23 protein-coding genes and 1 pseudogene are annotated in these 26,024 nt (G+C 69.2%); 4 read left to right on the top strand and 20 right to left on the bottom strand.

Annotated features, from left to right (window positions below; all coding sequences use genetic code 11):
• Window positions 1-3: 3 nt before the first annotated feature.
• From V3T34_RS07530 to urtA, 8 genes are all read right to left on the bottom strand, one after another.
• A complete protein-coding gene (locus tag V3T34_RS07530) occupies window positions 4-315 on the bottom strand; it encodes a PilZ domain-containing protein (protein WP_139234897.1) in 312 nt (103 codons plus the stop codon).
• A gap of 465 nt (window positions 316-780) precedes the next feature.
• The gene (locus V3T34_RS07525) at window positions 781-1,992 is read right to left on the bottom strand and encodes a DUF1501 domain-containing protein (RefSeq protein WP_060846801.1); all 1,212 of its coding nucleotides are present in this window, start codon (window positions 1,990-1,992) and stop codon (window positions 781-783) included.
• 5 nt (window positions 1,993-1,997) lie between these two features.
• Complete coding sequence (locus V3T34_RS07520) at window positions 1,998-3,365, bottom strand: DUF1800 domain-containing protein (RefSeq protein WP_331369139.1); 1,368 nt, start codon at window positions 3,363-3,365, stop codon at window positions 1,998-2,000.
• 561 nt (window positions 3,366-3,926) lie between these two features.
• Window positions 3,927-4,622 (bottom strand): urea ABC transporter ATP-binding subunit UrtE, encoded by a 696-nt coding sequence (gene urtE, locus V3T34_RS07510; RefSeq protein ID WP_060846803.1) that lies wholly within the window; start codon window positions 4,620-4,622, stop codon window positions 3,927-3,929.
• A 246-nt stretch (window positions 4,623-4,868) separates the two neighbouring features.
• Window positions 4,869-5,660 carry an urea ABC transporter ATP-binding protein UrtD gene (gene urtD, locus V3T34_RS07505; RefSeq protein ID WP_305078660.1) on the bottom strand — a complete coding sequence of 264 codons (792 nt, stop codon included), beginning with the start codon at window positions 5,658-5,660 and terminating at the stop codon, window positions 4,869-4,871.
• The gene (gene urtC / locus V3T34_RS07500) at window positions 5,657-6,793 is read right to left on the bottom strand and encodes an urea ABC transporter permease subunit UrtC (protein ID WP_305078659.1); all 1,137 of its coding nucleotides are present in this window, start codon (window positions 6,791-6,793) and stop codon (window positions 5,657-5,659) included. Before urtC ends, urtD begins: the two co-directional genes overlap by 4 nt.
• A gap of 2 nt (window positions 6,794-6,795) precedes the next feature.
• Window positions 6,796-8,397, bottom strand: coding sequence for an urea ABC transporter permease subunit UrtB (gene urtB / locus V3T34_RS07495; RefSeq protein ID WP_305078658.1), 1,602 nt, complete (start codon window positions 8,395-8,397; stop codon window positions 6,796-6,798).
• A gap of 356 nt (window positions 8,398-8,753) precedes the next feature.
• Window positions 8,754-10,040 carry an urea ABC transporter substrate-binding protein gene (urtA, locus tag V3T34_RS07490; protein WP_060846807.1) on the bottom strand — a complete coding sequence of 429 codons (1,287 nt, stop codon included), beginning with the start codon at window positions 10,038-10,040 and terminating at the stop codon, window positions 8,754-8,756.
• A 260-nt stretch (window positions 10,041-10,300) separates the two neighbouring features.
• On the opposite strand from urtA, the gene V3T34_RS07485 reads away from it, so the two are divergent.
• Window positions 10,301-11,965 carry an alpha-amylase family protein gene (locus V3T34_RS07485; protein WP_305078657.1) on the top strand — a complete coding sequence of 555 codons (1,665 nt, stop codon included), beginning with the start codon at window positions 10,301-10,303 and terminating at the stop codon, window positions 11,963-11,965.
• A gap of 162 nt (window positions 11,966-12,127) precedes the next feature.
• Window positions 12,128-13,048, top strand: coding sequence for a hypothetical protein (locus V3T34_RS07480; protein ID WP_305078656.1), 921 nt, complete (start codon window positions 12,128-12,130; stop codon window positions 13,046-13,048).
• A 14-nt stretch (window positions 13,049-13,062) separates the two neighbouring features.
• Here the strand turns inward: V3T34_RS07480 and V3T34_RS07475 are convergent, their stop codons facing one another.
• From V3T34_RS07475 to V3T34_RS28555, 12 genes and pseudogenes are all read right to left on the bottom strand, one after another.
• On the bottom strand, window positions 13,063-13,584 hold the full coding sequence (locus V3T34_RS07475) for a hypothetical protein (protein WP_305078655.1): 522 nt from the start codon (window positions 13,582-13,584) through the stop codon (window positions 13,063-13,065).
• Entirely contained in the window at window positions 13,581-14,228 is a 648-nt protein-coding gene (locus tag V3T34_RS07470; RefSeq protein WP_060846811.1) for a hypothetical protein, read from the bottom strand. Before V3T34_RS07470 ends, V3T34_RS07475 begins: the two co-directional genes overlap by 4 nt.
• 336 nt (window positions 14,229-14,564) lie before the next feature.
• Window positions 14,565-14,900, bottom strand: a complete 336-nt coding sequence (locus tag V3T34_RS07465; RefSeq protein WP_305078654.1) for a hypothetical protein — start codon at window positions 14,898-14,900, stop codon at window positions 14,565-14,567.
• Window positions 14,897-15,820, bottom strand: a complete 924-nt coding sequence (locus V3T34_RS07460) for a DUF4150 domain-containing protein (RefSeq protein WP_305078653.1) — start codon at window positions 15,818-15,820, stop codon at window positions 14,897-14,899. The genes V3T34_RS07465 and V3T34_RS07460 overlap by 4 nt, the downstream gene beginning before the upstream one ends.
• Complete coding sequence (locus tag V3T34_RS07455) at window positions 15,817-16,896, bottom strand: DUF2169 family type VI secretion system accessory protein (protein WP_305078652.1); 1,080 nt, start codon at window positions 16,894-16,896, stop codon at window positions 15,817-15,819. The genes V3T34_RS07460 and V3T34_RS07455 overlap by 4 nt, the downstream gene beginning before the upstream one ends.
• A 12-nt stretch (window positions 16,897-16,908) precedes the next feature.
• Complete coding sequence (locus tag V3T34_RS07450; RefSeq protein WP_305078651.1) at window positions 16,909-17,079, bottom strand: hypothetical protein; 171 nt, start codon at window positions 17,077-17,079, stop codon at window positions 16,909-16,911.
• 27 nt (window positions 17,080-17,106) lie between these two features.
• Window positions 17,107-17,595, bottom strand: a complete 489-nt coding sequence (locus V3T34_RS07445) for a hypothetical protein (protein WP_305078650.1) — start codon at window positions 17,593-17,595, stop codon at window positions 17,107-17,109.
• Window positions 17,596-17,602: 7 nt separating this feature from the next.
• Window positions 17,603-18,637, bottom strand: coding sequence for a beta propeller repeat protein (locus V3T34_RS07440; RefSeq protein ID WP_305078649.1), 1,035 nt, complete (start codon window positions 18,635-18,637; stop codon window positions 17,603-17,605).
• Between the two features lie 13 nt (window positions 18,638-18,650).
• Window positions 18,651-19,802 carry a DUF4150 domain-containing protein gene (locus tag V3T34_RS07435; RefSeq protein ID WP_305078648.1) on the bottom strand — a complete coding sequence of 384 codons (1,152 nt, stop codon included), beginning with the start codon at window positions 19,800-19,802 and terminating at the stop codon, window positions 18,651-18,653.
• Complete coding sequence (locus tag V3T34_RS07430) at window positions 19,799-20,890, bottom strand: DUF2169 family type VI secretion system accessory protein (RefSeq protein WP_305078647.1); 1,092 nt, start codon at window positions 20,888-20,890, stop codon at window positions 19,799-19,801. Before V3T34_RS07430 ends, V3T34_RS07435 begins: the two co-directional genes overlap by 4 nt.
• Before the next feature lie 10 nt (window positions 20,891-20,900).
• The gene (locus V3T34_RS07425; protein WP_305078646.1) at window positions 20,901-21,605 is read right to left on the bottom strand and encodes a hypothetical protein; all 705 of its coding nucleotides are present in this window, start codon (window positions 21,603-21,605) and stop codon (window positions 20,901-20,903) included.
• Window positions 21,606-21,661: 56 nt separating this feature from the next.
• Window positions 21,662-22,066 (bottom strand): annotated as a pseudogene (locus V3T34_RS28555) (bacteriophage T4 gp5 trimerisation domain-containing protein); the annotation flags it as partial.
• 161 nt (window positions 22,067-22,227) lie between these two features.
• Here V3T34_RS28555 and V3T34_RS07420 point away from each other — a divergent pair.
• Both V3T34_RS07420 and V3T34_RS07415 read left to right on the top strand, forming a co-directional pair.
• The gene (locus V3T34_RS07420; protein ID WP_305078645.1) at window positions 22,228-24,597 is read left to right on the top strand and encodes a type VI secretion system Vgr family protein; all 2,370 of its coding nucleotides are present in this window, start codon (window positions 22,228-22,230) and stop codon (window positions 24,595-24,597) included.
• A gap of 8 nt (window positions 24,598-24,605) precedes the next feature.
• Window positions 24,606-25,769, top strand: coding sequence for a DUF2169 family type VI secretion system accessory protein (locus tag V3T34_RS07415; protein WP_305078644.1), 1,164 nt, complete (start codon window positions 24,606-24,608; stop codon window positions 25,767-25,769).
• Window positions 25,770-26,024 lie beyond the last annotated feature (255 nt).

Here is a 26,024-nt window from a genome sequence, read left to right as displayed (position 1 = left end):
GGGTCACTCGAACGGGTGATCGAAGGAGATGCCGGCGAACTCCCCCCGCCGCCACATCAAGGAGGCGCGGCGGGTGACGTTGGCGTGCCGGATGACGATCCAGAAGCGCTCTGAGAGGACATAGCGCCGGGACAGACCGATCTTTGCCCCACTGTCCGACAGATCGCGGACGATGCAGGGAATCTGATCGTAATGGGAAATCACGATCGTGGCCGGCATCGAGGTCACATGACGCACTCGTCCGCGCTTATCGTCGATAGCATGGTCCAGGGCACGTTCTCGATGATCGGACTGCACGACAGGGGCGCCGCTCATCCTATCCAGACTCCTCTACAATCTATCGAGTCGTTGTATCGCGCACTCTTGCATATGGTCCCACGACGGCCTGATGGCCGGAGCCGTGGCTCGATACTTGGATACGAAGGTTAAACAAGTCCTGCCGTTCAATCTTTGCGTGTGGATTGTGACGAATGCAAACGGGCCGAGCGATGTCGGCACCTGGAGCGGCGCCCGACCGCGGGGCAGCACGGGACACGATGCTGATGATGGATACGGTCCGCCCGGTCTTCGGCCTGTCGTAAGCCATCCCCCTTTCCCGGACGACTGAAGCGTCAGCGGAAGGAGATCCGGGAAAAGGTTGGCCCATCACGGAACGTCGGCCTCTCGGCATGCGCATCCGTCAGTATCGTGGACCGTGCGCTGTAACCGGATGCCATGCCAAGGCTCTGATGTCGCGTCGCTTCGTCTCGACGAACCGGTGTCACTCCCTCAAAGAATGCCTCAGACCACCAGCCCGCCCACCGGCCGCAGCGCCTCGGTGCCGGGAAACACGCTGCGCGCCAGCACCGCCGGCGAGAGGCCGAACAGGTCCGCCGCCAGGCCCTTGGCGACCGCCCGCAGGTCGGTGGTCGGGGCGAGGTCGCGGCCCTGGTGGAGCTGGGCGGGGGCGAGGCCCGGCCAGTCGGCCAGCACCCGGCCGCCGCGCACCGCCCCGCCGAGGAGGAACGCCACGGTGCCGGTGCCGTGGTCGGTGCCGGTGGTGCCGTTGACCCGGGCGGTGCGGCCGAACTCGGTGACGACCAGGATCGCGGTGTCGGCCCAGCGCGGGGCCAGCACCTCGGCGAAGGCGGAAAACACCCCGTCGAGCCCACCGAGCAGGCCCGCGAGGCGGCCGGTGGCGCCGCCCTCGTTGGCGTGGGTGTCCCAGCCGTCGAGGGCGAGGGCGGCGATGCGCGGGCCGTCGTCGGCGGCGACCAGCCGCGCCGCGCCCTCGGCGAGGCCGCGCAGCCCCCCCGCCTCCTTCGGTCCGCCCTTGGCGAGCGCATCGACGTCGAGGCCGCGGGCGAGGGAGGCGGCGAGCGCCGGGTCGCCGGCCTCGTAGAGGGCGAGCACCCGCCGGGCGAGCTCGTCGCTCGCCCGCGGCATCCGCGGCGGCGCCCAGCCGAGGACCGGGGCCGGCCCGCGCAGGATCAGGGGCGGCACCACCCCGACGCCGAGCGCCGTGCGGGGCGCGATCCCCTCCCCGGCCGGCAGGGCGGCGACGAGGCGGTTGAGCCAGCCGCTGGCGGTGTGGCCGGGGCCGGGCTGGCCGCTCTCGAGCACGTCCTGCCCGTCGAAGTGGGAGCGCTCGCGGTAGCCGGTGGCGCAGGCATGGACCACCAGCGCCTGCCGGGCGGCGTAGAGCCGGGCGAAGGTCGGCAGGGCCGGATGCAGGGCGAAGAAGCCGTCGAGGGGCAGGGCCGCTCCCGGCCCGTCGCGGGTGAGCGCGATGCCGGGCCGCAGATCCGCGTAGGCGGGATCGCCGAGCGGCGCCACCGCCGAGAGCCCGTCGAGGGCGCCGCGCAGCACCACAACGACGAGGCGGGCGTCGCGGGCGCCCGGGGCGGCGGTGGCGGTACGGGGGATCGCGCTCCAGGCGAACAGGGCGCCGGCGGTGCCGAGGATGCGGCGGCGGCTCGGATGGGTCTCGCAGAGGTCGGCGTGGTCGCTCATCGGTGTCACCGTCGCTGGAACTCGGGCGCCATCAGCAGCAGGGCGATCCCTTGCGCCCGGCTTTCCGCCCTGCGCAGCGCCGTGCGGGTCTCGTCGGTCGCGAGCGGGCCGAGCACCGCGTCGGCGAGGGCGAGCGGATCGGTGCCGGCGGCGAGCTGGCCCGCCCGGGCGGCGAGGTCGAGGCGCGCCCGCAGGCCTTCGGGCGAGGCCCAGGCGCCCGCCTCGTCCGGGTAGCCGTTCGGGGCCGCGGCCGACCAGTAGGGCTGGCCGAGGCTCGCGAGCCCCGCCATCACCATCCGGGGATCCGGCGCGAGGCCGAGGCCGCGCGTCGCCGCGACGAGGAATTCCTGCGGCGAGCGCACCTTGCGCTGCGCCGGGTCCCAGGCCTCCGGCGCCTCGACCAGCGCCAGCGACACCCGGGCGAGGTCGCCGTCCTGGTCGAGGAAGGTCTGGGCGAGGCGCGCCACCAGGGCGGGGGGCGGATCGTCGGCGACGAAGTGGCGGGCGAGCCGCAGGGCGACGTGACGGGCGGTGGCCGGATGGGCGGCGAGGTCGGCGAGCGCGAGCCGCAGCTGCTCGGGCCCGACATCGAGGTAGGTGCGGCCGAGCAGCGTCACCGCGCCGGGCTCGTGCTCGCCGCGGCGGAAGGCGGTCGCGCCGGGAAGGCCGTCGGCATTGCCCTCGCGCGTGAGCGACCAGCCGGTGAGGATGCGGGCGAGCGCCGTCACGTCGTCCTGGGTGTAGCCGCTCCCGACCCCGAGGGTGTGCAGCTCCAGGATCTCGCGGCCGAGATTCTCGTTGAGGCCCTTCTGCCGGCGCTGGCCCGCCGGCGAGTTCGGGCCGACCGAGGCGACGTTGTCGAGGTAGATCAGCATCGCCGGATGGGTAGCCGCGGCGAGCAGGAGATCGCGGAAGCGCCCCAGCACGTGCGGGCGGATCGCCTCGCGCTCGAAGGCGCCGGCCGTGACCCGCAGCTGCGGCCCCCGCGCCACCGAGACGGTGAAGTGGTTGGCCCAGAACCAGACCAGGCGCTCGGCAAACCCGATCGGTGCGGCCTGCGCCAGGGCGAGGCGCGCGGCCACCTCGGCCCGGTACGTGCGCTCGGGGACCGGCGGCGCCGGCGGCCCTTCCGGCAGACTCGCATCCGGCCCGCCCTCCCGGGCGAGCTTGCGGGCCTGCTCCTCGGTGCGCAGCGCCGAGAGCAGCGTCGGCGTGGCCTCGAGGTCCGGTCCGCTCGGCAGGGCGACCGCGCCCGCCGTCACCTCCCGGCGCAGGGCGTCGCGGATCGGCTCCTTGCGGGCGAGGTCGCCCGGGCGGGCCCCGAGCCCGAATCGCCCGAGGGCGAGCGCCGTCTGCCGCGGATCGACCGTCATGCTCCCCCCTCGCCTTTCCCGCACAGACCTCCATCACGCGCCACGCGGGCTTAACCGAGGCTGAGCGGCGGATGACGGTTTCGTAAGGTGAGGCCGGGGCGGGCTGCCGCCCTCTCGGAGCCATGCCGTTCGGTCTTCATTGTTTGGGATCGCAATGAAACGCGACCGTATCCCAGCCACGCGTGATGATGCGTCCAGGGGCTCGGAGTGCTTCGAAGACCAGGATACTGTTTGAGAGACGACGGCACGTCGCCAATGGATTCGATCAGAATGAGTGCCAGAAAAATACCTTAAAAGGCACGACTCTCGGGCAGGCGTCCGCGGCATCGACGGCAAGAAGAAGATACGGGGGCTTCAAACGCCGCGTGACGACGTGCTCCCGTGACTTTGTCCTGGCCGCAGTGGCGACGGCGGCCAACGTCCACGATACGCAAGTGGCCGGTCGGGTGCTGGACCCTGGCGCAAAGGCGGACCGGGCGCCGGTGCGGGTGAAGGTGGACGGGATCTGGATCGATCGCGATCACACCCAGGAGCAAAAGATCGGCCGGGCAACTTGGCGTCTCACACCGACAGCCACCGCCGCACCTGCGCCTCGACCATCCCCGAGCGCGGGCCCGCCTCGACCACCTGGCCGCGATCCATCACCGCGTAGGTGTCGCAGAGGTCGCGGGCCCATTCGAAATACTGCTCGACCAGCACGATCGCCATGTCGCCCTTGCCCCGCAGGTAATCGATCGCCCGGCCGATATCCTTGATGATCGAGGGCTGGATGCCCTCGGTCGGCTCGTCGAGGACGAGGACGCGGGGGCGGGTCACCAGGGCGCGGCCGATGGCGAGCTGCTGCTGCTGGCCGCCCGAGAGGTCGCCGCCGCGCCGGCCCAGCATGTCCTTGAGAACCGGGAAGAGGTCGTAGATCTCGGCCGGCACGTAGCGGTCGGCGCGCTTGCAGGGGGCAAAGCCGGTCTCGAGGTTCTCCTTCACGGTGAGGAGCGGGAAGATCTCCCGGCCCTGCGGCACGAAGGCGATGCCCTGGCGGGCGCGGTCGTAGGGGGCGAGCCGGCTGATGTCGCGGCCGTCGAGCTTGACCGCGCCCTTCGACACCGGCTGCTGGCCGACGATGGCGCGCATCAAGGAGGTCTTGCCGACGCCGTTGCGGCCGAGCACCGCCGTCACCTTGCCTGCCTCAGCCTGGAGCGAGACGCCGCGCAGGGCCTGCGCGGCGCCGTAATGGAGATCGATGGTCTCGACGGAGAGCATGGAAGAAATCCTCAGAGCCCGTTCGGCTCGTCCGACGGAATGGCCGCCCTCACCGCCATCCTGGGGCGAGCCGGGCTGAGAACCCGGGATCCATGACCGCTGACCTCGAGGAACGAGGCGACCGGCGTCCCGCTTCATCCGGCATCGTCGGCGGTTATGGATCCCGGGTTCCGCTGCGCGGCCCCGGGATGACGGGGAGGGATGCCGATGGGAGCGCCTGTCCGGCTTTCGCCGCCACCGACGCTCTCAGCGGCCGAGATAGACCTCGACCACCCGCGGGTCGGCCGAGACGGAATCGATCGAGCCTTCGGCCAGCACCGCGCCCTCGTGCAGGCAGGTGACGCGGCATTGCAGCGCCCGCACGAAGTGCATGTCGTGCTCGACCACGATGACGGCATGATCCTTGGCGATGCGGCGCAGGAGCGCCGCGGTCGCCTCGGTCTCGGCGTCGGTCATGCCGGCCACCGGCTCGTCGACGAGGAGGAGCTTGGGGTCCTGCGCGAGCAGCATCCCGATCTCCAGCCACTGCTTCTGGCCGTGCGAGAGGTCGGCCGCCGGGCGCGCCCGGTGGGCGATCAGCCCCACCGTCTCCAGGATGGCGTCGATCTGCGCCCGCTCGACCCGGTTGCGCCAGCCGAACAGCGAGGCGGTCGCGGCCCGCGGCCCTTTCAGCGCCAGCAGGATGTTGTCGGCGACCGACTGGCTCTCGAACACCGTCGGCTTCTGGAACTTGCGGCCGATGCCGAGCTCGGCGATCGCCGCCTCGTCCATCCGGGTCAGGTCGTGCACGCCGTCGTAGATCACCTGGCCGGTATCGGGCCGGGTCTTGCCGGTGATGCAGTCCATCATCGTGGTCTTGCCGGCGCCGTTCGGACCGATGATCGCCCGCATCTCGCCGGGCATCAGGGTCAGGGACAGGCCGCGCAGGGCCCGGTAGCCGTCGAACGTGACCTTGATGTCGTCGACGTAGAGGAGCGCCTGGGTGAGCCGCTTCTCGTGAACCGGGTCGGAGGGGGAAAGGGCGACCGCCGCGCTCATGATCCGCGGCCCTCCTCGGCGAGAGTGGGGGGAATGTCGGTCCGGACCTTGGCCCGCCGCGCGCCGAGGCGCTCGGACAGGGTGCCGAGGATGCCCTTGGGCATGAACAGGGTGACGACGACGAACAGGGCACCGAGCGCGAACAGCCAGGCATCCGGCAGCGCGCCGGTGAGCAGCGTCTTGGCGTAGTTGACCAGGACCGCGCCGAGCGCCGCGCCGACCAGCGTCCCGCGCCCACCCACCGCGACCCAGATCACCGCCTCGATCGAGTTGGCGGGGGCGAACTCGGACGGGTTGATGATGCCGACCTGCGGCACGTAGAGGGCGCCGGCCACCCCCGCCATCATCGCCGACACGGTGAAGGCCAGGACCTTGAAGTGGGCGGTGCGGTAGCCGAGGAAGCGGGTGCGGGACTCGGCGTCGCGGATCGCGATCAGCACCTTGCCGAAGGCCGAGGTCGTCATGAACCGGGCGACGAGATAGGCCAAGGCCAGCGCTACGGCCGTCAGGACGAACAGGACGACGCGGGTGCCCTGCGCCTGGACGTTGAAGCCCAGAATGTCCTTGAAGTCGGTGAGCCCGTTGTTGCCCCCCAGCCCCATGTCGTTGCGGAAGAAGGCGAGCATCAGCGCGAAGGTCATCGCCTGGGTGATGATCGACAGGTAGACGCCGGTCACCCGCGAGCGGAAGGCGAGCCAGCCGAACACGAAGGCGAGGAGGCCCGGCACCAAGAGCACCATCACGGCCGCGAAGGGAAACCAATCGAAGCCGTGCCAGTACCAGGGCAGGGACTTGTAGTTCAGGAAGACCATGAAGTCGGGCAGGACCGGGTTGCCGTAGACGCCGCGCGGCCCGATCTGGCGCATCAGGTACATGCCCATCGCGTAGCCGCCGAGCGCGAAGAACGCGCCGTGGCCGAGCGAGAGGATGCCGCAATAGCCCCAGACGAGGTCGAGGCTGAGCGCCAGGATCGCGTAGGCGAGGTACTTGCCCATCAGCGAGACGGCGTAGGTCGGGACGTGGAACGCCGAGCCCGGCGCGGTGAGGAGGTTGAGGGCCGGCACCACGAGGCAGGCGAGCGCGAGCGCGGCGAGGAAGATCCAGCCCGGCTTGTCGATGCGGGAGAGCAGCATGGTCAGGCCTCCACCGCCCGGCCCTTGAGCGCGAACAGGCCGCGCGGCCGCTTCTGGATGAACAGGATGATGAAGACGAGGAGCAGGATCTTTCCGAGCACCGCGCCCGCATAGGGCTCGAGGAACTTGTTGGCGACGCCGAGCGTCAGGGCCGCCACCAGCGTGCCCCACAGGTTGCCGACGCCGCCGAAGACCACGACCAGGAACGAATCGATGATGTAGCCCTGGCCGAGATTGGGCGAGACGTTGTCGATCTGCGAGAGCGCGACGCCCGCCACCCCGGCGATGCCGGAGCCGAGGCCGAACGTGAAGGCGTCGATCCACGGCGTGCGGATGCCCATGGCGGCGGCCATGCGGCGGTTCTGGGTGACGGCGCGGGTCTTCAGGCCGAACGAGGTCGCCTTGAGGATCAGGTTGAGGGCGACGAAGACGCCGAGCGCGAACACCACGATCCACAGCCGGCCCCAGGTGATCGAGAGGCCGAACAGGTCGAAGGCGCCCGACATGTAGGACGGCGCGCCGACCTCGCGGTTGGTCGGCCCGAAGACCGAGCGCACCGCCTGCTGCAGGATGAGGCTGATGCCCCAGGTGGCCAGCAGCGTCTCCAGCGGCCGGCCGTAGAGGTGGCGGATGACGGTCCGCTCGATCAGGATGCCGACGGCGCCGGCCGCCAGGAAGGCGAGCGGGATCGCGATCGGCAGCGACCAGTCGAACAGGCCGGGGGCCTTCTGACGGATCAGCTCCTGCACCAGGTAGGTGGTGTAGGCGCCGAGCATCACCATCTCGCCGTGCGCCATGTTGATGATGCCCATCACCCCGAAGGTGATGGCGAGCCCGATCGCCGCGAGCAGCAGCACCGAACCGAGCGAGACGCCGTACCAGGCGTTCTGGACGTTCGCCATCAGGGCCTGGCGGGTCTCGATGCCGGATACGCCGCGGGCGGCGGCGTCGCGCACGCTCTGGGCGGGATCGGTCGCGAGGCCGCGCAGGATGCCGAGCGCTTCCGAGTCGCCGCGGGCCTGGAGGGTGTCGATCGCCGAGAGCCGCTCGATCTCCGGCGCGCCGGACTTCGCCAGCAGGGCCGCGGCGCGGGCCTCCTGTAGGCTGCGCTTCACGCCGGCGTCAGACTCGCGGGCGAGCGCGGCGTCGAGGGCGGGGAGCGCCGCGGCGTCGCGGGCCTTGAACACCGCATCGGCGGCGTTGCGGCGGGTCGCGGCGTCGGGGGCGAGCAGGTTGAGACTGCCGAGCGCGGCGTCGATCGCGCGGCGCACCCGGTTGTTGACGCGCACGGGCTTGAGGCCGTCGGGGCTCACCGCCGCGCCGGTGCGGGCATCGACGACCTTGGCGCCGTCCTTGATGGCGAGCGCCTTGTCGTCCGGGCGGTAGAGCAGGCGGTTGTCGGTCAGCGCGCGCAGGACCGGCCCGGCCTTGGGATCGCCGCTGGCCGCGAGCGCCGCGATGGCGGCCTCGATGTCGGAATAGCTGTCGCTGGCGAGCCGGGCATAGGCGGCGTCGGACCCGGTCTGCGCGGCGGCCGGCAGGACCAAGACGGCGCAGAAGGCGGTGCACAAGGCGACGAGGAGAAGGACGAGGCAGCGGCGCATTCAGGGGATGTCCGAGAGTGGATGTGGTGTTTTCCGCTCTCCCGGATGGGCTGAAACAGCCGCACATCTCATCCGAGAGCTTCCAACCTTGAAAGTCGCGCGCCTCCCCTCCCCCTTGCGGGAGGGGTAAAGGGGGATCGAAGATCCCGCGTGGGGGCGGTGCCGGATAGAGCTCGACGCTCCATTCTGCACCGCCCCCACCCCTAGTCCCTCCCCATAAGGGGGAGGGGAAGCGCTCGCATCGACAATGGGTTGGACTTCACAAGCGAAGTGCGCGGCCGTTGTCCGGCCTGGGAGAGGAGTCCAGCGCTCATGAGGGCGAGCGCATTCGCGCTCGCCCATGGTCGGTCACGCGATCACGCGCCGCCGCACTTCTTCGTCTTGGTGTTGTAGTTGCCGCAGTTCAGCTTGACCCAGTCGGCCTCGAGGTCCTTGGAGCCGTCGAGCTGCTTCGACCAGGCCTCGCCGGGGATCAGGCCGTCGGTCTTCCACACCACGTCGAACTGGCCGTTGTCCTTGATCTCGCCGATGAAGACCGGCTTCGTGATGTGGTGGTTGGCCAGCATCTCGGAGGTGCCGCCGGTCAGGTTGTCCTGCTTGATGCCCGGCAGCGCCGCGATCACCTTGTCGGGATCGGTGGTGCCGGCCTTCTCGACCGCCTTCACCCACATGTTGAAGCCGATGTAGTGGGCCTCCATCGGGTCGTTGGTGACGCGCTTCGGGTTCTTGGTGTAGGCGTGCCACTTCTCGATGAACGCCTTGTTGGCCGGCGTGTCGATCGACATGAAGTAGTTCCACGCCGCCAGGTGGCCGAGCAGCGGCTTGGTGTCGATGCCGGCCAGTTCCTCCTCGCCGACCGAGAAGGCGACGACCGGAATGTCGGTCGCCTTGATGCCCTGGTTGGCCAGCTCCTTGTAGAAGGGCACGTTGGCGTCGCCGTTGACGGTCGAGACCACCGCGGTCTTCTTGCCGGCCGAGCCGAAGCTCTTGATCGCGGCGACGCGGGTCTGCCAGTCGGACTGGCCGAACGGGGTGTAGTTGATCGAGATGTCCTCGGGCTTCACGCCCTTGGCCTTCAGGTAGGCTTCGAGGATCTTGTTGGTGGTGCGGGGATAGACGTAGTCCGTGCCCTCCAGCACCCAGCGCTCGACCTTCTCCTCCTTCATCAGGTAGTCGACGGCCGGGATCGCCTGCTGGTTGGGGGCGGCGCCGGTGTAGAACACGTTGCGCTCGCTCTCCTCGCCCTCGTATTGGACGGGGTAGAACAGGATCGAGTTCAGCTCCTTGAACACCGGCAGCACGGACTTGCGCGACACGCTGGTCCAGCAGCCGAACACCGCTGAGACCTTGTCCTTGGCGATCAGCTCGCGCGCCTTCTCGGCGAAGAGCGGCCAGTTCGAGGCCGGATCGACCACGACGGCCTCGAGCTTCTTGCCGAGCACGCCGCCCTTCTTGTTCTGCTCCTCGATGAGCATGAGCATGACGTCTTTGAGCGTCGTCTCGGAGATCGCCATCGTGCCCGAGAGCGAGTGCAGGATGCCGACCTTGATGGTCTCCTGCGCCGAGGCGACCGTGGTCGCCAGCGTGCCGAGCGCCAACCCGCCCGCGACAGCAGCGCGCGAGAGCCAACCCTTCCACGTCATCGTTATCGTCTCCCTGGGCCGATGCGGCCACGCCCCGATCCGCAAAGCTCGTGCCAAGGAAAATCCGAAAAAGGTTCCCGTGCCTGCGGGCTCAAATTGTGGGCAAGCGCCGGATTTCGGGGCCGCCTGCCCGCCTTTTGCCGAACGCGCTGCTCGCCCGGGCGCCATTCTGCCTAAGCCGGCGCCAAGGCTACGCTCCGGCTGCACCTGCCCTAGTTGTCCAGTCGAGCGACAATCGACGAGGCGTGAGGAGAACCGGGGTGATCGAGGACCTCTGGTACAAGAACGCGGTGATCTACTGCCTCTCGGTCGGCTCCTTCATGGATGCCAACGGCGACGGCATCGGCGATTTCGAGGGACTGGAGCGGCGCCTCGATTATCTGCTCGGGCTCGGCGTGACGGCGATCTGGCTGCACCCGTTCCAGCCCTCGCCGGGCCGCGACCACGGCTACGACGTGGCCGACTATTACGGCGTCGACCCGCGCTACGGCACCCTCGGCGACTTCGTCGCCTTCACCCACGCCGCCAAGCAGCGCGGGATGCGGGTGCTGATCGACCTCGTGGTCAACCACACCTCCGACCAGCATCCGTGGTTCAAGGCCGCCCGCTCCGACCCCAACGCTCGCACCCGCGACTGGTACGTCTGGTCGAAGACGAAGCCGGCCAACGCCCACGAGGGCGTGGTCTTCCCGGGCGTGCAGAAGAGCACCTGGACCTACGACAAGGAAGCCAAGGCCTGGTACTTCCACCGGTTCTACGACTTCCAGCCCGACCTCAACACCGCCAACCCCCACGTCCAGGCCGAGATCCTGAAGATCATGGGGTTCTGGATCCAGCTCGGCGTCTCGGGCTTCCGGATGGACGCGGTGCCGTTCGTCATCGCCGAGAAGGGGCCGGAGGCCTCGGGCGAGCCGCACGAGCAGTTCGAGCTCCTGCGCCTTTTCCGCGAGTTCCTGCAATGGCGCCAGGGCGACGCGATCATCTTGGCGGAGGCCAACATCCTGCCGCGCCAGGACCTCGACTATTTCGGCGAAGACGCCGACCGCATGCACATGATGTTCAACTTCCAGGTCAACCAGGCGCTGTTCTACGCGCTCGCCTCGGCCGATGCGCGCCCGCTGGTGAAGGCGCTGCAGAAGACCTGGAACCGCCCGCCCTCCGCCCAGTGGGCGATTTTCCTGCGCAACCACGACGAGCTCGACCTCGGGCGGCTCACCGAGAAGCAGCGCCAGACCGTCTTCCAGGCCTTCGGCCCCGACCCGGACATGCAGCTCTACGACCGCGGCATCCGCCGGCGGCTGGCGCCGATGCTCGGCGGCGACCGGCGCCGGATCGAGCTCGCCTACAGCCTGATGTTCACCCTGCCGGGGACGCCGGTCCTGCGCTACGGCGACGAGATCGGCATGGGCGACGACCTCTCGCTGCCCGAGCGCGACTGCGCCCGCACGCCGATGCAGTGGTCGCACGAGCCCCAGGGCGGCTTCACGTTGAGCGACCACCCGGAATCGCCGCCGATCCACGAGGGGCCCTACGCCTATTCCCACGTCAACGCGGCGGCGCAGCGCTGCGCGCCGGAATCGCTCCTCAACTGGATGGAGCGCATCATCCGCATGCGCAAGGAGGTGCCGGAGATCGGCTGGGGCGACTTCACCGCGCTCGAGACCGGCGATCCCGGCATCCTCGCCCTGCGCTACGACTGGCGCAACACCGCGGTGTTGTGCCTGCACAACCTCGCGGCCGAGCCGAAGGAGATCACCTTCGCCACCGGTCTCGACGGCGACGGCCGCAACCTGATCGATCTGCTGACCGGCCAGCGCAGCCTCGCCAACGACGACGGCTGCCACTGCGTGCTCCTGGAGGGCTACGGCTACCGCTGGTACCGGGTGGGGGGCCTGGACTACCTGCTGCGGCGCAGCGAGATCTGAGACCCATGCCTTTTGCGGTGTCTTCGTGGCCATCAGCTTAGCCGTTTCGAGGACCCTGGCGGTGGCCACCTGCTCCCGCGCCATGATCACCGCCATGTCGGACTTCTCGTCCTTGCGCTTGCGCGGTCTCGAAGCCGGCTTCGTCGAAGGTGCGGAGACTCTGTGGCCGAAGGCGTCGGTCTCGGCGGTGACGTTGTGGTGCTCGTCGTAGGCGAACCGCTGGGCGAGGGCCTCGGCGCCGCCGGGGAGGGAGGTGGTGCGGCGCGTGGCGGCGTCGTAGGTGAAGCGCGACTGCGAGCGGCGGGTGCGGTTGTGCCAGGCGGCCAGCAGGTCGCGGTCGGGCTCCCAGAGATACGCGACCGACATGCCGAAGGCGCAGTCCGCCTCGGTCATGCGGCCCATGGCGTCGTAGGCGTAGCGGGCGAGGTCCAGGCGCGAGCCGTCGGTGCCGATCAGCGTGATGCCGGTGCGGCGGCCGCGTTCGTCGTTCGTGAAGGCGAGGGCGAGCCCGTCGGTGCCCTCGGCCCGTTCCAGCACCCCGTCGGCATCGCGCAGGAAGGTGATGGCGTGGCCATCCAGATCCTCGATCCGCACGAGGCGGTAGATCTCGTCCTCGTCCTGGCGGAAATGCTTGATCAGGCGGCGGTCGCGCAACTCGAGCTGGCGCAGCCAGGGGGCGCGCAGGTCGAGATGGGGGAAGCCGGCATTGTGGCTGGCGAGGAAGTTGAACGGCCTGTCGAAGCGGACGACCTTGCCGTCGGCCTGGTGGAAGTCGAGCTGGCCGGGCTCCGGGTTGGCGACGATCTCGTCGAACATCGAGATCTGGCAGGGGCCGAGGGGGCCGGCATAGCCCGCGGGCAGGGGCAGCTTGAGGCCCATGGAGCGCGCGCCGTCGAAGGGCAGAGTCGCCGGGATCGGGAAGTCGTGCCAGGTCTCGAGGTATTCGCCGGTGGCGACGGAGACGGGTCCGTCCGGCGCGCGTCGGCTGCCAGACGGTGGTTCTCCCCATGGTTCATCCACCACTCGTCGTCGTGGCGCGCCAGGGCACCCCTTCCGCCCGCACGCGCCACGACCCGTCGATGATCTGCCCGTCGATCTCACCGACCGGGGACGGCGGAGCCGGAGCGTGGCGGAAACCGCACCGCCCCGTACAACCGCGTCACGCGCAGGGTCTCGATCCCCCGGCCGCCCTCGAGGAACACGATCGTCACGGCGCGGTCGTCGTCGAGGTAGAACGTGCTGGTCCGCGTCGCCGGGAAATCGTCACGGTCGGGGTCGAGCTTGCCCGTGGCGCTCTCGACCGTCTCGCCCTCGGCCTCCAGGTCGAACGGCAGAGGCGCCCGCAGCGGATCGAACGTCACGTCGGCGATGAGCCACTGGTCGGGATCGCACGTGGTCGCCCTGTCCCAGAAGGGATAGTGCAGGCGCAGGGCCACCCCGCGCTCGGGCGCGGCGTAGGGGGCGAAGCGCTCGGGGCGCGACGGCGGAAAGGTCCCGGCCTGCTGGCCGAGCCAGGCGCCGATCTCGGGCAGTTGGTCCGCGATGCCAGTGCACCGGACGAGACCGGCCAGCCGGTCGCTCCAGGCCCGGGCCTCGGGCCGCTCGGACGGCGCGCTCATCGGATCGGCGGATGACCGGGGAAGTCGATCCGCTCCCAGGCATGGCCGTCGAAGCGGACGATGTCCTTGATGCTCATCGCCCACAGGACCCCGTGCGCGCTGTCGACGAAGTGCGGGTCGGCGATCTCGGGCTGCAGCCCGGTACGGACCGGGGCGATGCGTCCGTCGCGATAGGTGAAGAGGCCGAACGGATCGCCGCCGCTGGCCGCGAGGTAGAGCGTGCCGTCGTACATGGTCATGCGCTGGAACAGCGTCGTGCCGAGGCCGGTGCCGGGGCAGAGCCGGAACCCGGTCCTGTGGTTGCCCTTGAGCAGGGTGCCGTCGCCGCCGCAGATCCAGATCGCGTCGTCGGACTCGACGTGGATGTCGATGAGGGTGGAGCGGACGGGGCAGTCGAGCTTCCGGACGGTCTCGCCGTTCCAGAAGTAGATCGATCCGCGCTGTCCGACGGCGTAGACCGCGCGCTCGTGGGGACCGTTGATGCGGGGCATGATGCAGTAGGCGGAGGCCGGCGTTCCGGGCGGCTGGCGCAGGTCGGGCGCGAGGCAGTGCCAGGTCCCGTCCCCGTAGCGGCTGCGCCTGTAGAACTGCAGGCCGTCGCCGCAGGCAAACAGGCTGTCGCCGATCTCCTGGATGTCCTGCATCCGCCCGAAGTACTTGGAGTCCGGCGCATGTATGCCCGTCTCGGGTATGCGTTCGGAAATGGTCGGAAATGAAAAATAACTAACATCGCCTTCAGCCGAAATGACGCAGAATCCAGCGTACTCTGCTCCTTCGATCTGAGTGATAGTGACGCCCTGAACGCAGCTATCAAGCGCAAACGATCCCCACTTGTTGTCGTCTCGATCATGGTGATCGTAGACACAAAATCGCGTGAAAGGTGAATATGTATTGTTTTCCTCCGGAGCAGCAGAAATACCAAGACGTCGGCCACATTTCATGCGCGTTAACAAATATTGCGTTTTCATTTTGGATGAGCCTTATCTCTCTGTTTCTGGTTTGACAATGTTTAACAACTTTGATATTGCGCTACTTTTGCCGATCGGATTTTTGGCACCTCTAATCGGCGTGCCCGGATCGAACTTCCTGAATTCGTCATAAGTTTTCGTCAGGATTTCGCCGCTGCATTCCAGTCTCGCCGCGAGGGCGTGCGACACCGAGATGTCAACACCCTCACCGAGGGAAAGCACCCCACCGTTGTCGGCAGCCCTGGACTGGATTTCGCCGTCTCCCCCATGGGCGGCGTTATGGGGAGTTCCCTGGGTCGACTTGTTGCCGATCAGGCAGATCGCAGGTCCATCGCCGAACGACGTCAAGAGACTTCCATCGTTGGCGTAGAGGCGGTCGCCTCTCTCCCGCATCTTCCTGTTGCCCGCCCCGAGAAGATAATCCGGGACGATGTGGTGCGCCTGCGACCCGGGGCATTCGACCTGGCAGGCCGTCTTCTGCTTCGAGTAGGGCTCGACGGTGCAAGGGCATTTCCGTTGGCGATCCCGCGCACTGATACGGACGCTGCCCGTTCCCGATTTCGTTCCTGACTTTTCTTTTTTTTCTTTATCCCGAGATTGTACAGCGGCCGCTGCATGTAGTCCGAGAACGTCTCCCCTTCCTCGGGTTTCAGTCCCTTGATGCCCTTCCACACCGCATCCGCCGCCGCCGTTCCCTGCCCCTGCGGGATCGGCGGCACCGGCATCGGCACCGGAACGGGCCCCGGCATCGGCACCGCCAGTTGCGCGTATCGCGCACCCGGACGAACCGCATCCGGGCTCGCGTCGCTCGCCGTCTCGCCCGGCGGCCCGGACGCACCCGGCATCCGCGGCGTGACCTCCTTCTCCTCCGGCGTCTCGTAGCGCTTGGCATCCTTGACGTAAGTCAGCCGACCATACGTGTTCCTGTGGTTCATCCACCACTCGTCGTCGTGGCGCACCATGGGGCGCCCTTCCGCCCGCACGCTCGACGACCACGTCTTCGGCTCGCACTCCGCACCCCGCGTCCCCGACCTCACGCCCCCGCCAACCCCCGGCTCGTCGCCGTAGCACTGCCGGATCAGCGAGCCCCGCACGTGCGAGCGCTCGTCGGTCTGACGCACGCTGTCGGCGGTGCTTGCCCCCTCCACCTGATGATGCGTGTAGATCCTGTAGGGCACGATCGCGGTCGGCGAGCGGCACCAGTCCATCGCCTCCGCGACGACGATCCCCTCGCGAACCGTCCGCGAGCCCTCCCGCGGCAGGCTCACGAACCCGCCTCCTCGCTCAGCCCGTGCTCGCCCGACACCGCCAGGCCCGCCGCCTCGGCCAGCGGCACCACCCCCAGCACCGCCCCGTGATAGGCCGGGCAGCGCGCCACCCAGCCGCGCCAGGTCAGGTCCACCCGCCAGGGCGGCGCCTCCGCCCGCAGGTCGAGATGCACCCCGTCGAGGTGCAGCCGCGCCGACACGGCCCGGCCGTCGAACCAGGCGTGGTGGGCCACCGGCACCAGCCCGGGCAACCGGAACGCCAGCGCCCCGCCCGGCACCAGCCCGTCGAGCCGCACGGTCTCGTCGCCGTGGAGGCGTGGCCGGATCAGGGCGGGCGCGGCGGTCTGGAAGAAGCGGTAATCAAAATCCGCCGGCATCTGCGGGCAGCGCTCGCGAAGCCACGCCTCGTCGCGGGTGCCGCAATGCCCCTCGCGCCAGCGCCAGAACGGCGGCACCGGGCCGAAGCCCGCCGGGCGCGCGACCGCGAAGGGATCGGCGAGGGCCGCCTCCGGCGCCTCGATCCGGGGCGCCGGCAGCACCCGGCCGACCGGGCTCCAGTCCCGGTGCAGCTGCCCCGGGCCGATCGGGTTGTCGGGGCTCGTCGTGCCCTCCGGATCCCCCACTACGCGCCCGCCCGCGGCGAGGCGATAGTCGAGCGGCACGCGGGTGGCGGGCTCGGCCGGGCCGAGCTTCCAGGTTGGCCGCAGGAAGCGCAGCGCCGGTTGCCAGGCGCGCGGCCCGTGGACCCGCAGCGCCGCCCGCGTCTCGCCCACCGTCAGCGCGACCGTCCACGAGCGGGCCGGCCTACCGCCGGGCGCGTGGGCGTGGCCGAGGACGGTCACGTCGGCGCCGGGCTTGTAGGGAATCAGGTCCCCGACCTGCACGAGCGGCGTGCGATGGGGATCGCCGGCATAGACGTCGTTGAGCACGAGCGCCTGGGTGTCGGCGAGGCTGAGCGCGCCCTCGGCGGAGAGGTCGTAGCGGCCGCGCACCGCGACCACCGCCATCCCGATCCCGTCGCGGTGCAGGTCGCCGAAGCCGAGGGCGGCGAAGGGCGTGTCGTTGCGGATGAGCATCGGACGCCCCCGTCAGCGCGACGGGTTGAGGTCGATGACCTTGCCCCAGTGCTTCACCTGGTCGGAGAAGTCGGTGGTGAAGGTCTTGCCGGTGATGGTGACGTTGCCGTCCTTGTCCATCGTTAGCGTCGAATTGCCGACGACGATCCGGAACACCTCGCCGACCGTGCGGGTGTGGGCCACGCGGACAGCACATCGTCTGCAGCGAGCCTACCGCTCCGCGGGATTGCGCCAATCACCCGGCTCGCCCAGCCGCGCGACCAAGAGGCGGTCGAATCCGACGAGACCGTCCAGGAACCGCAACTCGATCACCCGGCCCCCGTCGATGAAGAACGAGATGCGCCGATCCCCGGCCGCCAGCTCGGCGGGGGAACCTCCCACCGTGGCGGTGGACAACTTGGCCGTCGCCGTTGCGAGGGTCTCGCGGGCGGCATCGAGGCCCAGCGGCATCGCGGCGCCCGCATCCGCCTCGATCGCGATCAGGCGGAGCCGATCGCGCGGGTCGGGCAGCCCCTGCACCCGCGAGACCGCGCCGATGCGCAGGACCACGCCGGATGCGCGGGGCGTGACCGCCTCGCTGTTCCCGTCGAAGGCGGCCGGCAGGGGCAGGCCCAGGGGCGCGAGCCAGGCCTCCAGCCAAGCGCCGACGGCGGTACAGTTGATGCGGCGGACGGCTTCGCCCATGAGAGCAGGGGTCATCGCCATCTCAGTCGGACCACTTCGGCAGCTTGATCCGCTCCCACTTCGTGCCGTCGAAGCGGGCGACACTGGTCAGGCCAAAAGCCCACAGCGCGTCCGCGACGCCGTCCACCGTGTTGATGTCCTTGAATACGGCGGACGGGCCGGTCGTGAGCTGCCGGACGCGGCCGTCGCAGACGAAGACGCCGCGCGGGCCGGCGTAGCTCGACAGGTAGATCTTGTCCCTGAAGCGGGTCACGGTGTTGAAATCTGGTTGGCCCTCGCAGGGGACGAGCGTGAAGCCCCGGCGGGCATTGCCGCGCAGCAAGGTCCCTTCGCGCCCGCAGATCCAGACCGTGTCGGTGTCGTCCACCAGGATGTCGTTGAGGAAGGCTGCCATCGGCACGGGAATTTTTTGTGATCGTATTCCATCCCAATGATATACGGCACCATCCTGGCCGCACATATAGACGTCGTTCACGCTGCTGCCGTCGATGCTCATGAGCGTCAGGCCGCTATTCAAAAGCCTGACGCGGCGATCGCTTTCGGCCTTCTCGTCGGGGTGAGCGTCCCAATAGGCGTCTTGCTCGGCACCTGTCGTTCCTTGTGCCCCGATAGCAAACACCCATCTTGGATCGACATATTCGTCGAAAAGTGAGAGATCGAGCGGGACCCACTGGCCATCGTCAAGCCGGCGGTAGTTTTGCCCATTATCACCGCAAGCCAGGAGCGTACTCCCTGCTTGCCGAATGGCAGCGATGCGGCCACTTTTTTTCTGGAAATTCAAACTGCCATCAATGACCGGTTGGCACTTGAATGAGGGCTCAGGAGAGAAAATCGTCCCATTAGAAGATACATAGACTGCAATTCGCCCTCCTTCGGGGCGATGATACAAGGATATATATTGCGTAGAAATGGGAACATCGGCATGATCCCATCCCCCTTTGTTATACTGATAAATACGGGTAAGGGGGTCGTCAATTTCATTGTCGCCTGGAATGCCGGATGCATAAAAAACATCGCCCGTGATGGCTCGTGCCCGAGGAAACTTGAAATTTTTCATTATTTTGCTCCATTTAGTGTACAGTGGGATGTTGGTTGACGAGGGCGGGGATCGTGTATGGAGACGGCGGAAATCGGGAGTCTCCATATGTTCTTCCAAGCATATTTTGATTTACGTTAGTCATTTCTGCTGAAAATCCAGCCTTTATTTGCGCCGCGCACTTGCTGCGCGCCGCGATCATTTGGTCTTCGCTGAGCCTACGAATTTCTTTTATGGGCGCCGTACCCTTGGGAAAAGCTGGCGTATCCGGATGGCTTAGACCTAGAGCTTCGATTTTCTCGTCAACTTGATGGGCAATCCAATGTTCTGAGCCTTGCGTTTCCTTCTGCCCCCTCACGCAAATAGACATACCATCCCAATATCCTGCGAGCCCTCCGATCCTCTTCAAGCCAACAATGCCCTCCTTGCGACTTCCATAGTGCTTGACTTGATCGGGCATAATATGATGCGCCTCTCCATCAATACAAGCTTTCGAGCAAACCTTCGACATTTGCCGGTAGGGAGCAACGACGCAAGGACACTCGTTCGGGCGTCGCGACGTACGCGCCCCGGTGAAGATCTTGACCAGCACGCCACGGATCAAAATTTCCCCGGCCCGCGCCCCGTTGATCAGCGGGGGGATCAGGATCCGCCCGCCCTGGAACACCAGCCCGCCGGCGCCGACCGAGGAGGTGGGGCCGGCGAACGAGGTCGCCTCGGGTGCCGCGGTGCCGACCCACCGGCCGTCGTCCATCAGCGGCACGACCGCGCGCGGACCCGCGACCTCGGCCTGCTCCATGTCCTTGGTGTAGATCAGCTTTCCGTAGGTGTTGCGGTGGTTCATCCACCACTCGTCGTCGTGGCGCACCATCTCGCGCCCCTCGACGAACACCGAGGACGACCAGGTCTTGGGCGTGCATTCCGCGCCCGTCGTCCCCGAGCGGATCCCGCCGCCGGTGCCCGGCTCGTCGCCGTAGCAGCGCAGCACCAGCGAGCCCCTGGCGTGGGTGCGCTCGTCGGTCTGGCGGATGCTGTCGGCGAGTTCGGCGGCGTCGGCCTGGCGGCACCAGATCGTGTAGGGCACCGGCACCATCGCGGCGCCCTGCGGCGTCAGGCAGATGTCGGGCACCTGCGAGACGATGAGGCCGTCCCGGATGTCGCGGGAGCCTTCGCGGGGCCAGGTCATGCGATCACCTCCGGCTCGCGCAGGCCGTGCTCGCCCGAGACCGGCATGCCGTCGGCGTCGGCGTCGGCGAGCCGGACCGGCAGCAGCACCGCGCCGTCATAGGCCGGGCAGGCCTCGACCCAGCCGCGCCAGGTCAGGTCCACCCGCCACGGACCCTCGTCCCGGCGCAGGTCGAGATGGACACCGTCGAGCGTCAGCCGGGCATGGACCTGGCGGCCGTCGAGCCAGTGGTGGTGGGCGACGATGGCCAGGCCGGGCAGCGTGACGCGGAGCATCCCGCCACCCGGCACCAGCCCGTCCAGACGCAGTTCCTCGTCGCCCCGGATGTGTGGCAGGACGAGGTCGCCGTGGGCCGTCTGGTAGAAGCGATAATCGAAGTCGTCCGGCAGGCGCCGCTCCGGCGCGGCCTGCCAAGCCTCGTCGTAGGTGCCGGCATGCGCCTGGCGCCATGACCAGAACGGCGGCACCGGCCCGAAGCCCTGCGGCAGAGGTCTGGCGAACGGGGCGTCCACCGGGGCGCGGGCGCTGTCGATCTGCGGCGCCCGGCACGGCTTGCCGACGCGGCTGAACTCACGATGCAGAAGCCCGGGGCCGAGGAGGTTGCGGGCGTCGGCGCCGCCGTCGGGATCGCCGACATACCGGCCGCCCAACGCGTAGCGGTAGTCGAGCGGGACGCGCGTGACCAACTCCGCGGTCCCGAGCTTCCAGGTCGGCGTGAGAAAGGCGAGCGCCGGCTCCCACGACCGTGGGCCGTGCACCCGCAGCCGGACGCCGTGATCGCCGATCGCGAGCGCGACCTCCCAGCGCCTCGTCGCCCGGCCGTTCGGCGCGTGGGCCGCGCCGAGCAGCGTGACGTCCGCGGCGGGCTTGTAGGGAATGAGATCACCCACGCGGAGCAGGGGCGTGCGCAGCGGGTCGCCTTCGTAGACGTCGTTGAGGACGATCGCCTGGTCCTCGGCGAGGTGGAGCGAGCCGTCGGGATCGAGCCCGCAGCCGGCGCGCACGCAGAGCACCGCCATCGGCGTGCCGTCGCGGTGGAGCTGCCCGAATCCCATCGCGGCGAAGGGGGTCTCGTTGCGGATGAGCATCGGCCCGCCCTCAGCGCTTCGGGTTCAGGTCGATGACCTTGCCGAAGGCCGTCACCGAATCGGAGAACCCGAGCAGCATCTTCGTGCCGGTGATCGTGACGTTGCCGTCCTTGTCCATCGTCAGCGTCGATTTTCCGACGACGACCTGGAACACCTCACCGACGTTGACCTGCATCTCCTTACCGACATTGATGACGAATTGCTCTCCGACGGTGTGGGTATGGGCCTTGCCGACGTTCTCCAGCATCGTCTGCCCGACATTGACGACCTTGCTGACGCCGACCTGCTCGGTCGAGGCGATGCCGGTGGTGTTGTTCTGGAAGCGGGTGACCATCGTGTTCATCACGCCGCCCAGGCCGCCCACCATCCCGCCGACCTGGCCGGCGAGCGCCGTGCCCGCCGCCGCCATGCCGGCCCCGCCGGCCATGCGCATGCTGCGCACGCTCGCGTCGTTGATCCCGACCCGGGTTCCGTCGATGCCGGCGCCGATCAGCCCGCCGATGCCGCCGCCCACCAGCCCGCCGAACCCCGTCGCCAGCGCCCCGAGGGCGGAGGCTGCGGGATCGCCCGCGGCATCGCCGCCGCCCGTCCCGGCCGGCCCCGCGAGCGCCCCCGCATCGACCGGCGCCGCCCCGCCGTCCCCGGAGGCCGCGCCCATCGCGTCCATCGCGACGCCCATCGCCTGGCCGAGCAGCCCCGCCGTCTGCCCCGACATCGCCGACATCGCCGCGGCCAGGGCCGCGCTCGCCGCGCCCCCACCGCCCCCACGGTGAGCGAGCGCGAGCCCCCGATCGCCTGGTTCTGGTTGTTGCCTACCTCGAACGAGTGGTTCGCCCCCACGCTCCCGACCTGGTTGGCGTCCACCCGCGCCGTCGCGTCGTTCAGGACCTTCGTGGTCATGTCCTTCTGGGCGTGCGTGAACAGGTTCTCGGCCCCCGCCACGTCCTCCATCAAGATCTCGTTGTAGCCCCGCCCCTTGTAGGTGTTGGAGCGCACCACGAGCTTGGTCTTGTGCCCCGGCAGGTCGCAGGGCACCGGGTTGTCGGTGTAGTAGTTTCGGGTGCTACGGCGAGGACGAGGCTCGGCGCCTGGCACAAGCCGCTCGCCTCCCCGATCTGCCGACGGCCCGAGCCGGCGACGCCTGACGGCCGCCGTCGATCCGGGCGGGCGAGGCATCCGCGGCCGACCGGCGCCTGCTCTACGATTCGACATCCCGTCGCACCTGCGTCATGCCTGGCGGGTTGTCTCCCAGACCCGCCATACCACGCCGGGTTGAACGTCCGGACATCCCGCCCTAGACTATTGGTCATATCTTCGACCTCTACGGAAGGTACGCGATGACCAAGCCCGTGCGCTACACCCAGGCCGGGCGGCTAATGGCGATCGACACCGTCCTCGGCGAGGACGTCCTCCTGCTCGAGCGCCTCGAGGTCGAGGAGGGCATCAACCGCCTCTTCACCATCCAGGCCCGCGTCCGCGCGCAACGCGACGAGGTCCGCCCCGACGAGATCGTCGGCACCGCCGCCGATCTCGCCCTCACGCTGGCCGACGGCTCGCAGCGGGTCTGGAACGGCCTCGTCACCGACCTGCACGAGGGGCCGATCGTCACCCGCGGCGCACGCCAATACGCGCTCACCCTGCGCCCGCGCCTGTGGCTGATGAGCCAGCGCAGCGACTGCCGCATCTTCCTGACCCAGTCGACGCTCGAGGTGGTCGAGACGCTCTGCGCCGAGCACGGCATCCGCGACTACACCCTCGCCGGCGTCACCCGCCCGCCGCAGAAGCGCGACTACGTCGTGCAGTGGAACGAGACCGATCTCGCCTATCTGCTGCGCCGCCTCGAGGAAGAAGGGCATTTCTTCTGGTTTCGGCATGAGCGGGGCAAGCACACGCTCGTGGTCGGCGATCATCCCTCGGCCTATGACGGCGGGACCGAGACCCGGGTTCGTCTTGCCTTCGGCTCGTCGGATGCCGAGCACATCCACGACTGGCGCCGGCAACTCTCGTTCACGCCAGGACGAAGAGCCGGAAAGGATTACGAATTCCTAACACCAAATCTTGATCTTGCCGCCGATACACCGTCGATCGACCGCGTTCCCGAGAATACAGCGTACGAACTCTACGAATATCCGGCAAGGGCGCTGACCCGCGAGGCCGGCGAGCGGGCCACGCGGCTGCGCATCCAGGCGACCGAGACCGGCTTCGACCGCATCGAGGGCCGCTCCAGCGTGCGAACCCTGGCGGCCGGATCGCGCTTCACCCCCTACGAGGTGGCGCATCCGGGCCACGTCTACCCGGCGCAGGTGATCACGCAGCTCCTGCACCGGGCCGAGGACCCGACCTACGAGAGCGGCGCGGGCACGCCGCACTACGAGAACGCCTTCACGACGCTCCCGGCCGACCGGCCGGCGACGCCGCACCGGGCGATCCCGCGCCCGCGCATCGACGGGCTGCAGATCGCGCTGATCGCGGGGCCTCCCGGCGAGGAGATCCACACCGACGCGTTCGGGAGGATCAAGCTGCAATTCCCGTGGGACAGACGGGCCCGGGGCGACGGGACGGATACCGGCTGGGTGCGGGTGACGCAGTCCTGGGGCGGGACGCAGTGGGGCCAGCAGATCATCCCGCGGGTCGGGATGGAGGCGCTGGTGGCCTACCAGGAGGGCGATCCCGACCGGCCGATCGTGATCGGCATCGCGCCCAACCCCAACAACCCGGTGCCCTACGAGCTGCCGCTGAACAAGACCCGGATGGTGCTGCGCTCGGACAGCTACAAGGCCCGCGGCTACAACGAGCTCGCCTTCGAGGATCTGGGCGGGCGCGAGCGCATCCACATGCTCGCCCAGAAGGACCAGACCCACCGCGTCGGCGATACCCTCACCCAGCATATCGAGCGCGACGCGGTCCGCAACGTCGGGGCCAACCACTCGCTCCAGGTCGGCGCCAACATGCAGCACAACGTCGGCGGCGGGATGTCGATTGCGGTCGGAGCGGTGGGCGGGGCGGTGCCGGGCCTCGTCACCGCGACGCTCGCCGGGCTGATGGGCCAATCGTCCGGCCTGCTCGGCGAGGCGATGGGCGTGGTCTCGGGCGCGATGCAGCAGGCGGCGGCGAGCGGGTTGTCCGAGGCGCCGGGTGGCGGCGCAGCCGGGGCCGCGGCGGCGGCCCTGGGGCCCGAAACGTCCGACGGCGGCGGCGCGGAGGCGGGCGCGGACCTCGGCGGCATCGCCGCCACGGTCGCCTCCTACGCGGCGGCGCTGGCCGGCGCCGGGCCGGCGCTGACCGGCGCCGGGGCGGCGGACGCGCTCGCGGGCGTCGCCTCGCCCAAGGGCATCGCCCAGGATGCCGGCGGCGCAGTCGCGGCCGCCGGCGCCGAAACCGGCCGGCAGGTCGCCGGAATGATCGGATCCGGCATCCTCAACCAGGTGGTCGGGCGGCTGCAGAACAACTCGGTCGGCCTCGCCCAGACCGAACAGATCGGGGCCGTCAAGGCGCTCAGCGTCGGCAACGTCTACACCCAGAAGATCGGCAACCAGCTCAAGATCGACGTTGGCGACGAGGTCGTCATCGCCGTCGGCCCGAACGGCTCGGCCAAGTCGCTCCTGGTGATGAAGGGCGACGGCACGATCCTGCTCAAGGGCGTGAAGGTCTACGTCGAGGGCGATGCCCACATCCAGATGCTGACTCCGATGCTCGACCACAACTGAGCGGGCCGATGCCGGAACTCCTGAACTACACCCCGTTCCCGAACTTCCGCTACTACTCGTCCGACAACCGGGGGCGGGAGTTCGGGGTCGTCATCGTCAAGGCGACCTACGCGATCGAGGCGGACGGGCGGCTCGCGGTCGCCGAGGAGCAGGCCCCGCTGGTCTTCGACGACACCTGCCACGGCGCCGACAACGAGACCTCGCTCCGGCTCCCCTCCGATCTGGTGCCGCACAAGCCGCGCACCGACCTGATCGTCGACGCGGTGGCGCGGGCGCCGGGGGGCGAGCCGAAGCGGTCCTGGACCTGCGGCATCGCCGTCGAGGGTGCCGCCGGCCCGGTGCTGGCCAAAAGCCTGCGGGTGACCGGTCCGCGGGAGTGGCGGCCGCGCTGGCGCCGCCGGCTCTCCGCCGAGGAGGCGCGGGATTGGCGGGCGCATCGCCGGCTGTTTGCCGGCTGGGAGCTGTCGGAGCCCGAGCCGGCGAGCGAGGTGCCGCTGCGCTACGAGCTGGCGTATGGCGGCACGGTGGCGGCGGGGGAGGACGAGGCGGGGCGACCCCGCTTCGTCTGCGAGGTGCGCAACCCGATCGGCCGCGGGCTGATCGATCCGGACTGGACCGACCACGGGCAGGCCCGGCCCGCGCCGCAGATCGAGGCCGAGGGCGATCCTGTCACCGATCCGGGCCGGGCCTACCCGCCCCAGGGCCTCGGGCCGATCCCGCCGGCCTGGGAGCCGCGGCTGCCGCTCGGGGGCACCTACGACCAGCACTGGATCGACCACGTCTGGCCGAACTGGGCCGAGGATTACGACTTCGCCTTCCACAACAGCGCCCATCCCGACCTGATCTGTCCCGGATATCTCGCCGGCGGCGAGACGATTGTGCTGATGAACCTGATGCCGGGCGAGGCCGAGAGCCGGCTGGTGCTGCCCGACCACGGGATGGTCGCGGAATTCGTGCGGGCGGACGGCACGGCCGAGGCGCGGGAGATGGCCCTCGACACGGTTTTTCTCGACCTCGCCTGCGCGCGGCGGAGCCGGGCGCGGGTCTTCCTCACCTGGCGGGTGAATTTCGAGCCCGGCGCGTTCGCGGCGGTGCGGCTGGTGACGCGGGCGGACCGGGACGCGGTGCTGGCCGCGAGGCGGACGGACGGGGTGGCGGAGGAGACGGCATGAGTGAGGGACGGATCTCGGCGCGCAGGGACCGGTCGAACATGCTGGTCTCGAAGGGGCCGGACGTGTGCCTGACCCCGCGCGGGGGCACGATGGTGCCGGTGCCGTACTCCGTGGTCGCCTTCATGGACGTGTCAAACGGCATCGGAACGGGACCCCTGATCGGCGTCCAATCGGGCCCCCTTGTTGAGCATGCGCGACGCCCCTGCTCAGCCCGGCGAAGCGGGTCGGGGTGGCGCAGCCGGGCTGAGCAGGGGG

The organism is Methylobacterium ajmalii, from assembly GCF_036448855.1.
In the GTDB taxonomy this organism is placed as follows: domain Bacteria; phylum Pseudomonadota; class Alphaproteobacteria; order Rhizobiales; family Beijerinckiaceae; genus Methylobacterium; species Methylobacterium ajmalii.
This window is presented reverse-complemented; position numbering and strand designations above follow the sequence as displayed.

Excerpts from the sequence above, each read along its gene's own strand:
- V3T34_RS07530 (WP_139234897.1), bottom strand. The coding sequence starts at position 315 with ATGAGCGGCGCCCCTGTCGTGCAGTCCGATCATCGAGAACGTGCCCTG.
- V3T34_RS07525 (WP_060846801.1), bottom strand. The coding sequence starts at position 1,992 with ATGAGCGACCACGCCGACCTCTGCGAGACCCATCCGAGCCGCCGCCGC.
- V3T34_RS07520 (WP_331369139.1), bottom strand. The coding sequence starts at position 3,365 with ATGACGGTCGATCCGCGGCAGACGGCGCTCGCCCTCGGGCGATTCGGG.
- urtE (WP_060846803.1), bottom strand. The coding sequence starts at position 4,622 with ATGCTCTCCGTCGAGACCATCGATCTCCATTACGGCGCCGCGCAGGCC.
- urtD (WP_305078660.1), bottom strand. The coding sequence starts at position 5,660 with ATGAGCGCGGCGGTCGCCCTTTCCCCCTCCGACCCGGTTCACGAGAAG.
- urtC (WP_305078659.1), bottom strand. The coding sequence starts at position 6,793 with ATGCTGCTCTCCCGCATCGACAAGCCGGGCTGGATCTTCCTCGCCGCG.
- urtB (WP_305078658.1), bottom strand. The coding sequence starts at position 8,397 with ATGCGCCGCTGCCTCGTCCTTCTCCTCGTCGCCTTGTGCACCGCCTTC.
- urtA (WP_060846807.1), bottom strand. The coding sequence starts at position 10,040 with ATGACGTGGAAGGGTTGGCTCTCGCGCGCTGCTGTCGCGGGCGGGTTG.
- V3T34_RS07475 (WP_305078655.1), bottom strand. The coding sequence starts at position 13,584 with ATGAGCGCGCCGTCCGAGCGGCCCGAGGCCCGGGCCTGGAGCGACCGG.
- V3T34_RS07470 (WP_060846811.1), bottom strand. The coding sequence starts at position 14,228 with ATGCAGGACATCCAGGAGATCGGCGACAGCCTGTTTGCCTGCGGCGAC.
- V3T34_RS07455 (WP_305078652.1), bottom strand. The coding sequence starts at position 16,896 with ATGCTCATCCGCAACGACACGCCCTTCGCCGCCCTCGGCTTCGGCGAC.
- V3T34_RS07445 (WP_305078650.1), bottom strand. The coding sequence starts at position 17,595 with ATGACCCCTGCTCTCATGGGCGAAGCCGTCCGCCGCATCAACTGTACC.
- V3T34_RS07440 (WP_305078649.1), bottom strand. The coding sequence starts at position 18,637 with ATGAAAAATTTCAAGTTTCCTCGGGCACGAGCCATCACGGGCGATGTT.
- V3T34_RS07435 (WP_305078648.1), bottom strand. The coding sequence starts at position 19,802 with ATGACCTGGCCCCGCGAAGGCTCCCGCGACATCCGGGACGGCCTCATC.
- V3T34_RS07430 (WP_305078647.1), bottom strand. The coding sequence starts at position 20,890 with ATGCTCATCCGCAACGAGACCCCCTTCGCCGCGATGGGATTCGGGCAG.
- V3T34_RS07425 (WP_305078646.1), bottom strand. The coding sequence starts at position 21,605 with ATGTCGGGGCAGACGGCGGGGCTGCTCGGCCAGGCGATGGGCGTCGCG.
- V3T34_RS07420 (WP_305078645.1), top strand. The coding sequence starts at position 22,228 with ATGACCAAGCCCGTGCGCTACACCCAGGCCGGGCGGCTAATGGCGATC.
- V3T34_RS07415 (WP_305078644.1), top strand. The coding sequence starts at position 24,606 with ATGCCGGAACTCCTGAACTACACCCCGTTCCCGAACTTCCGCTACTAC.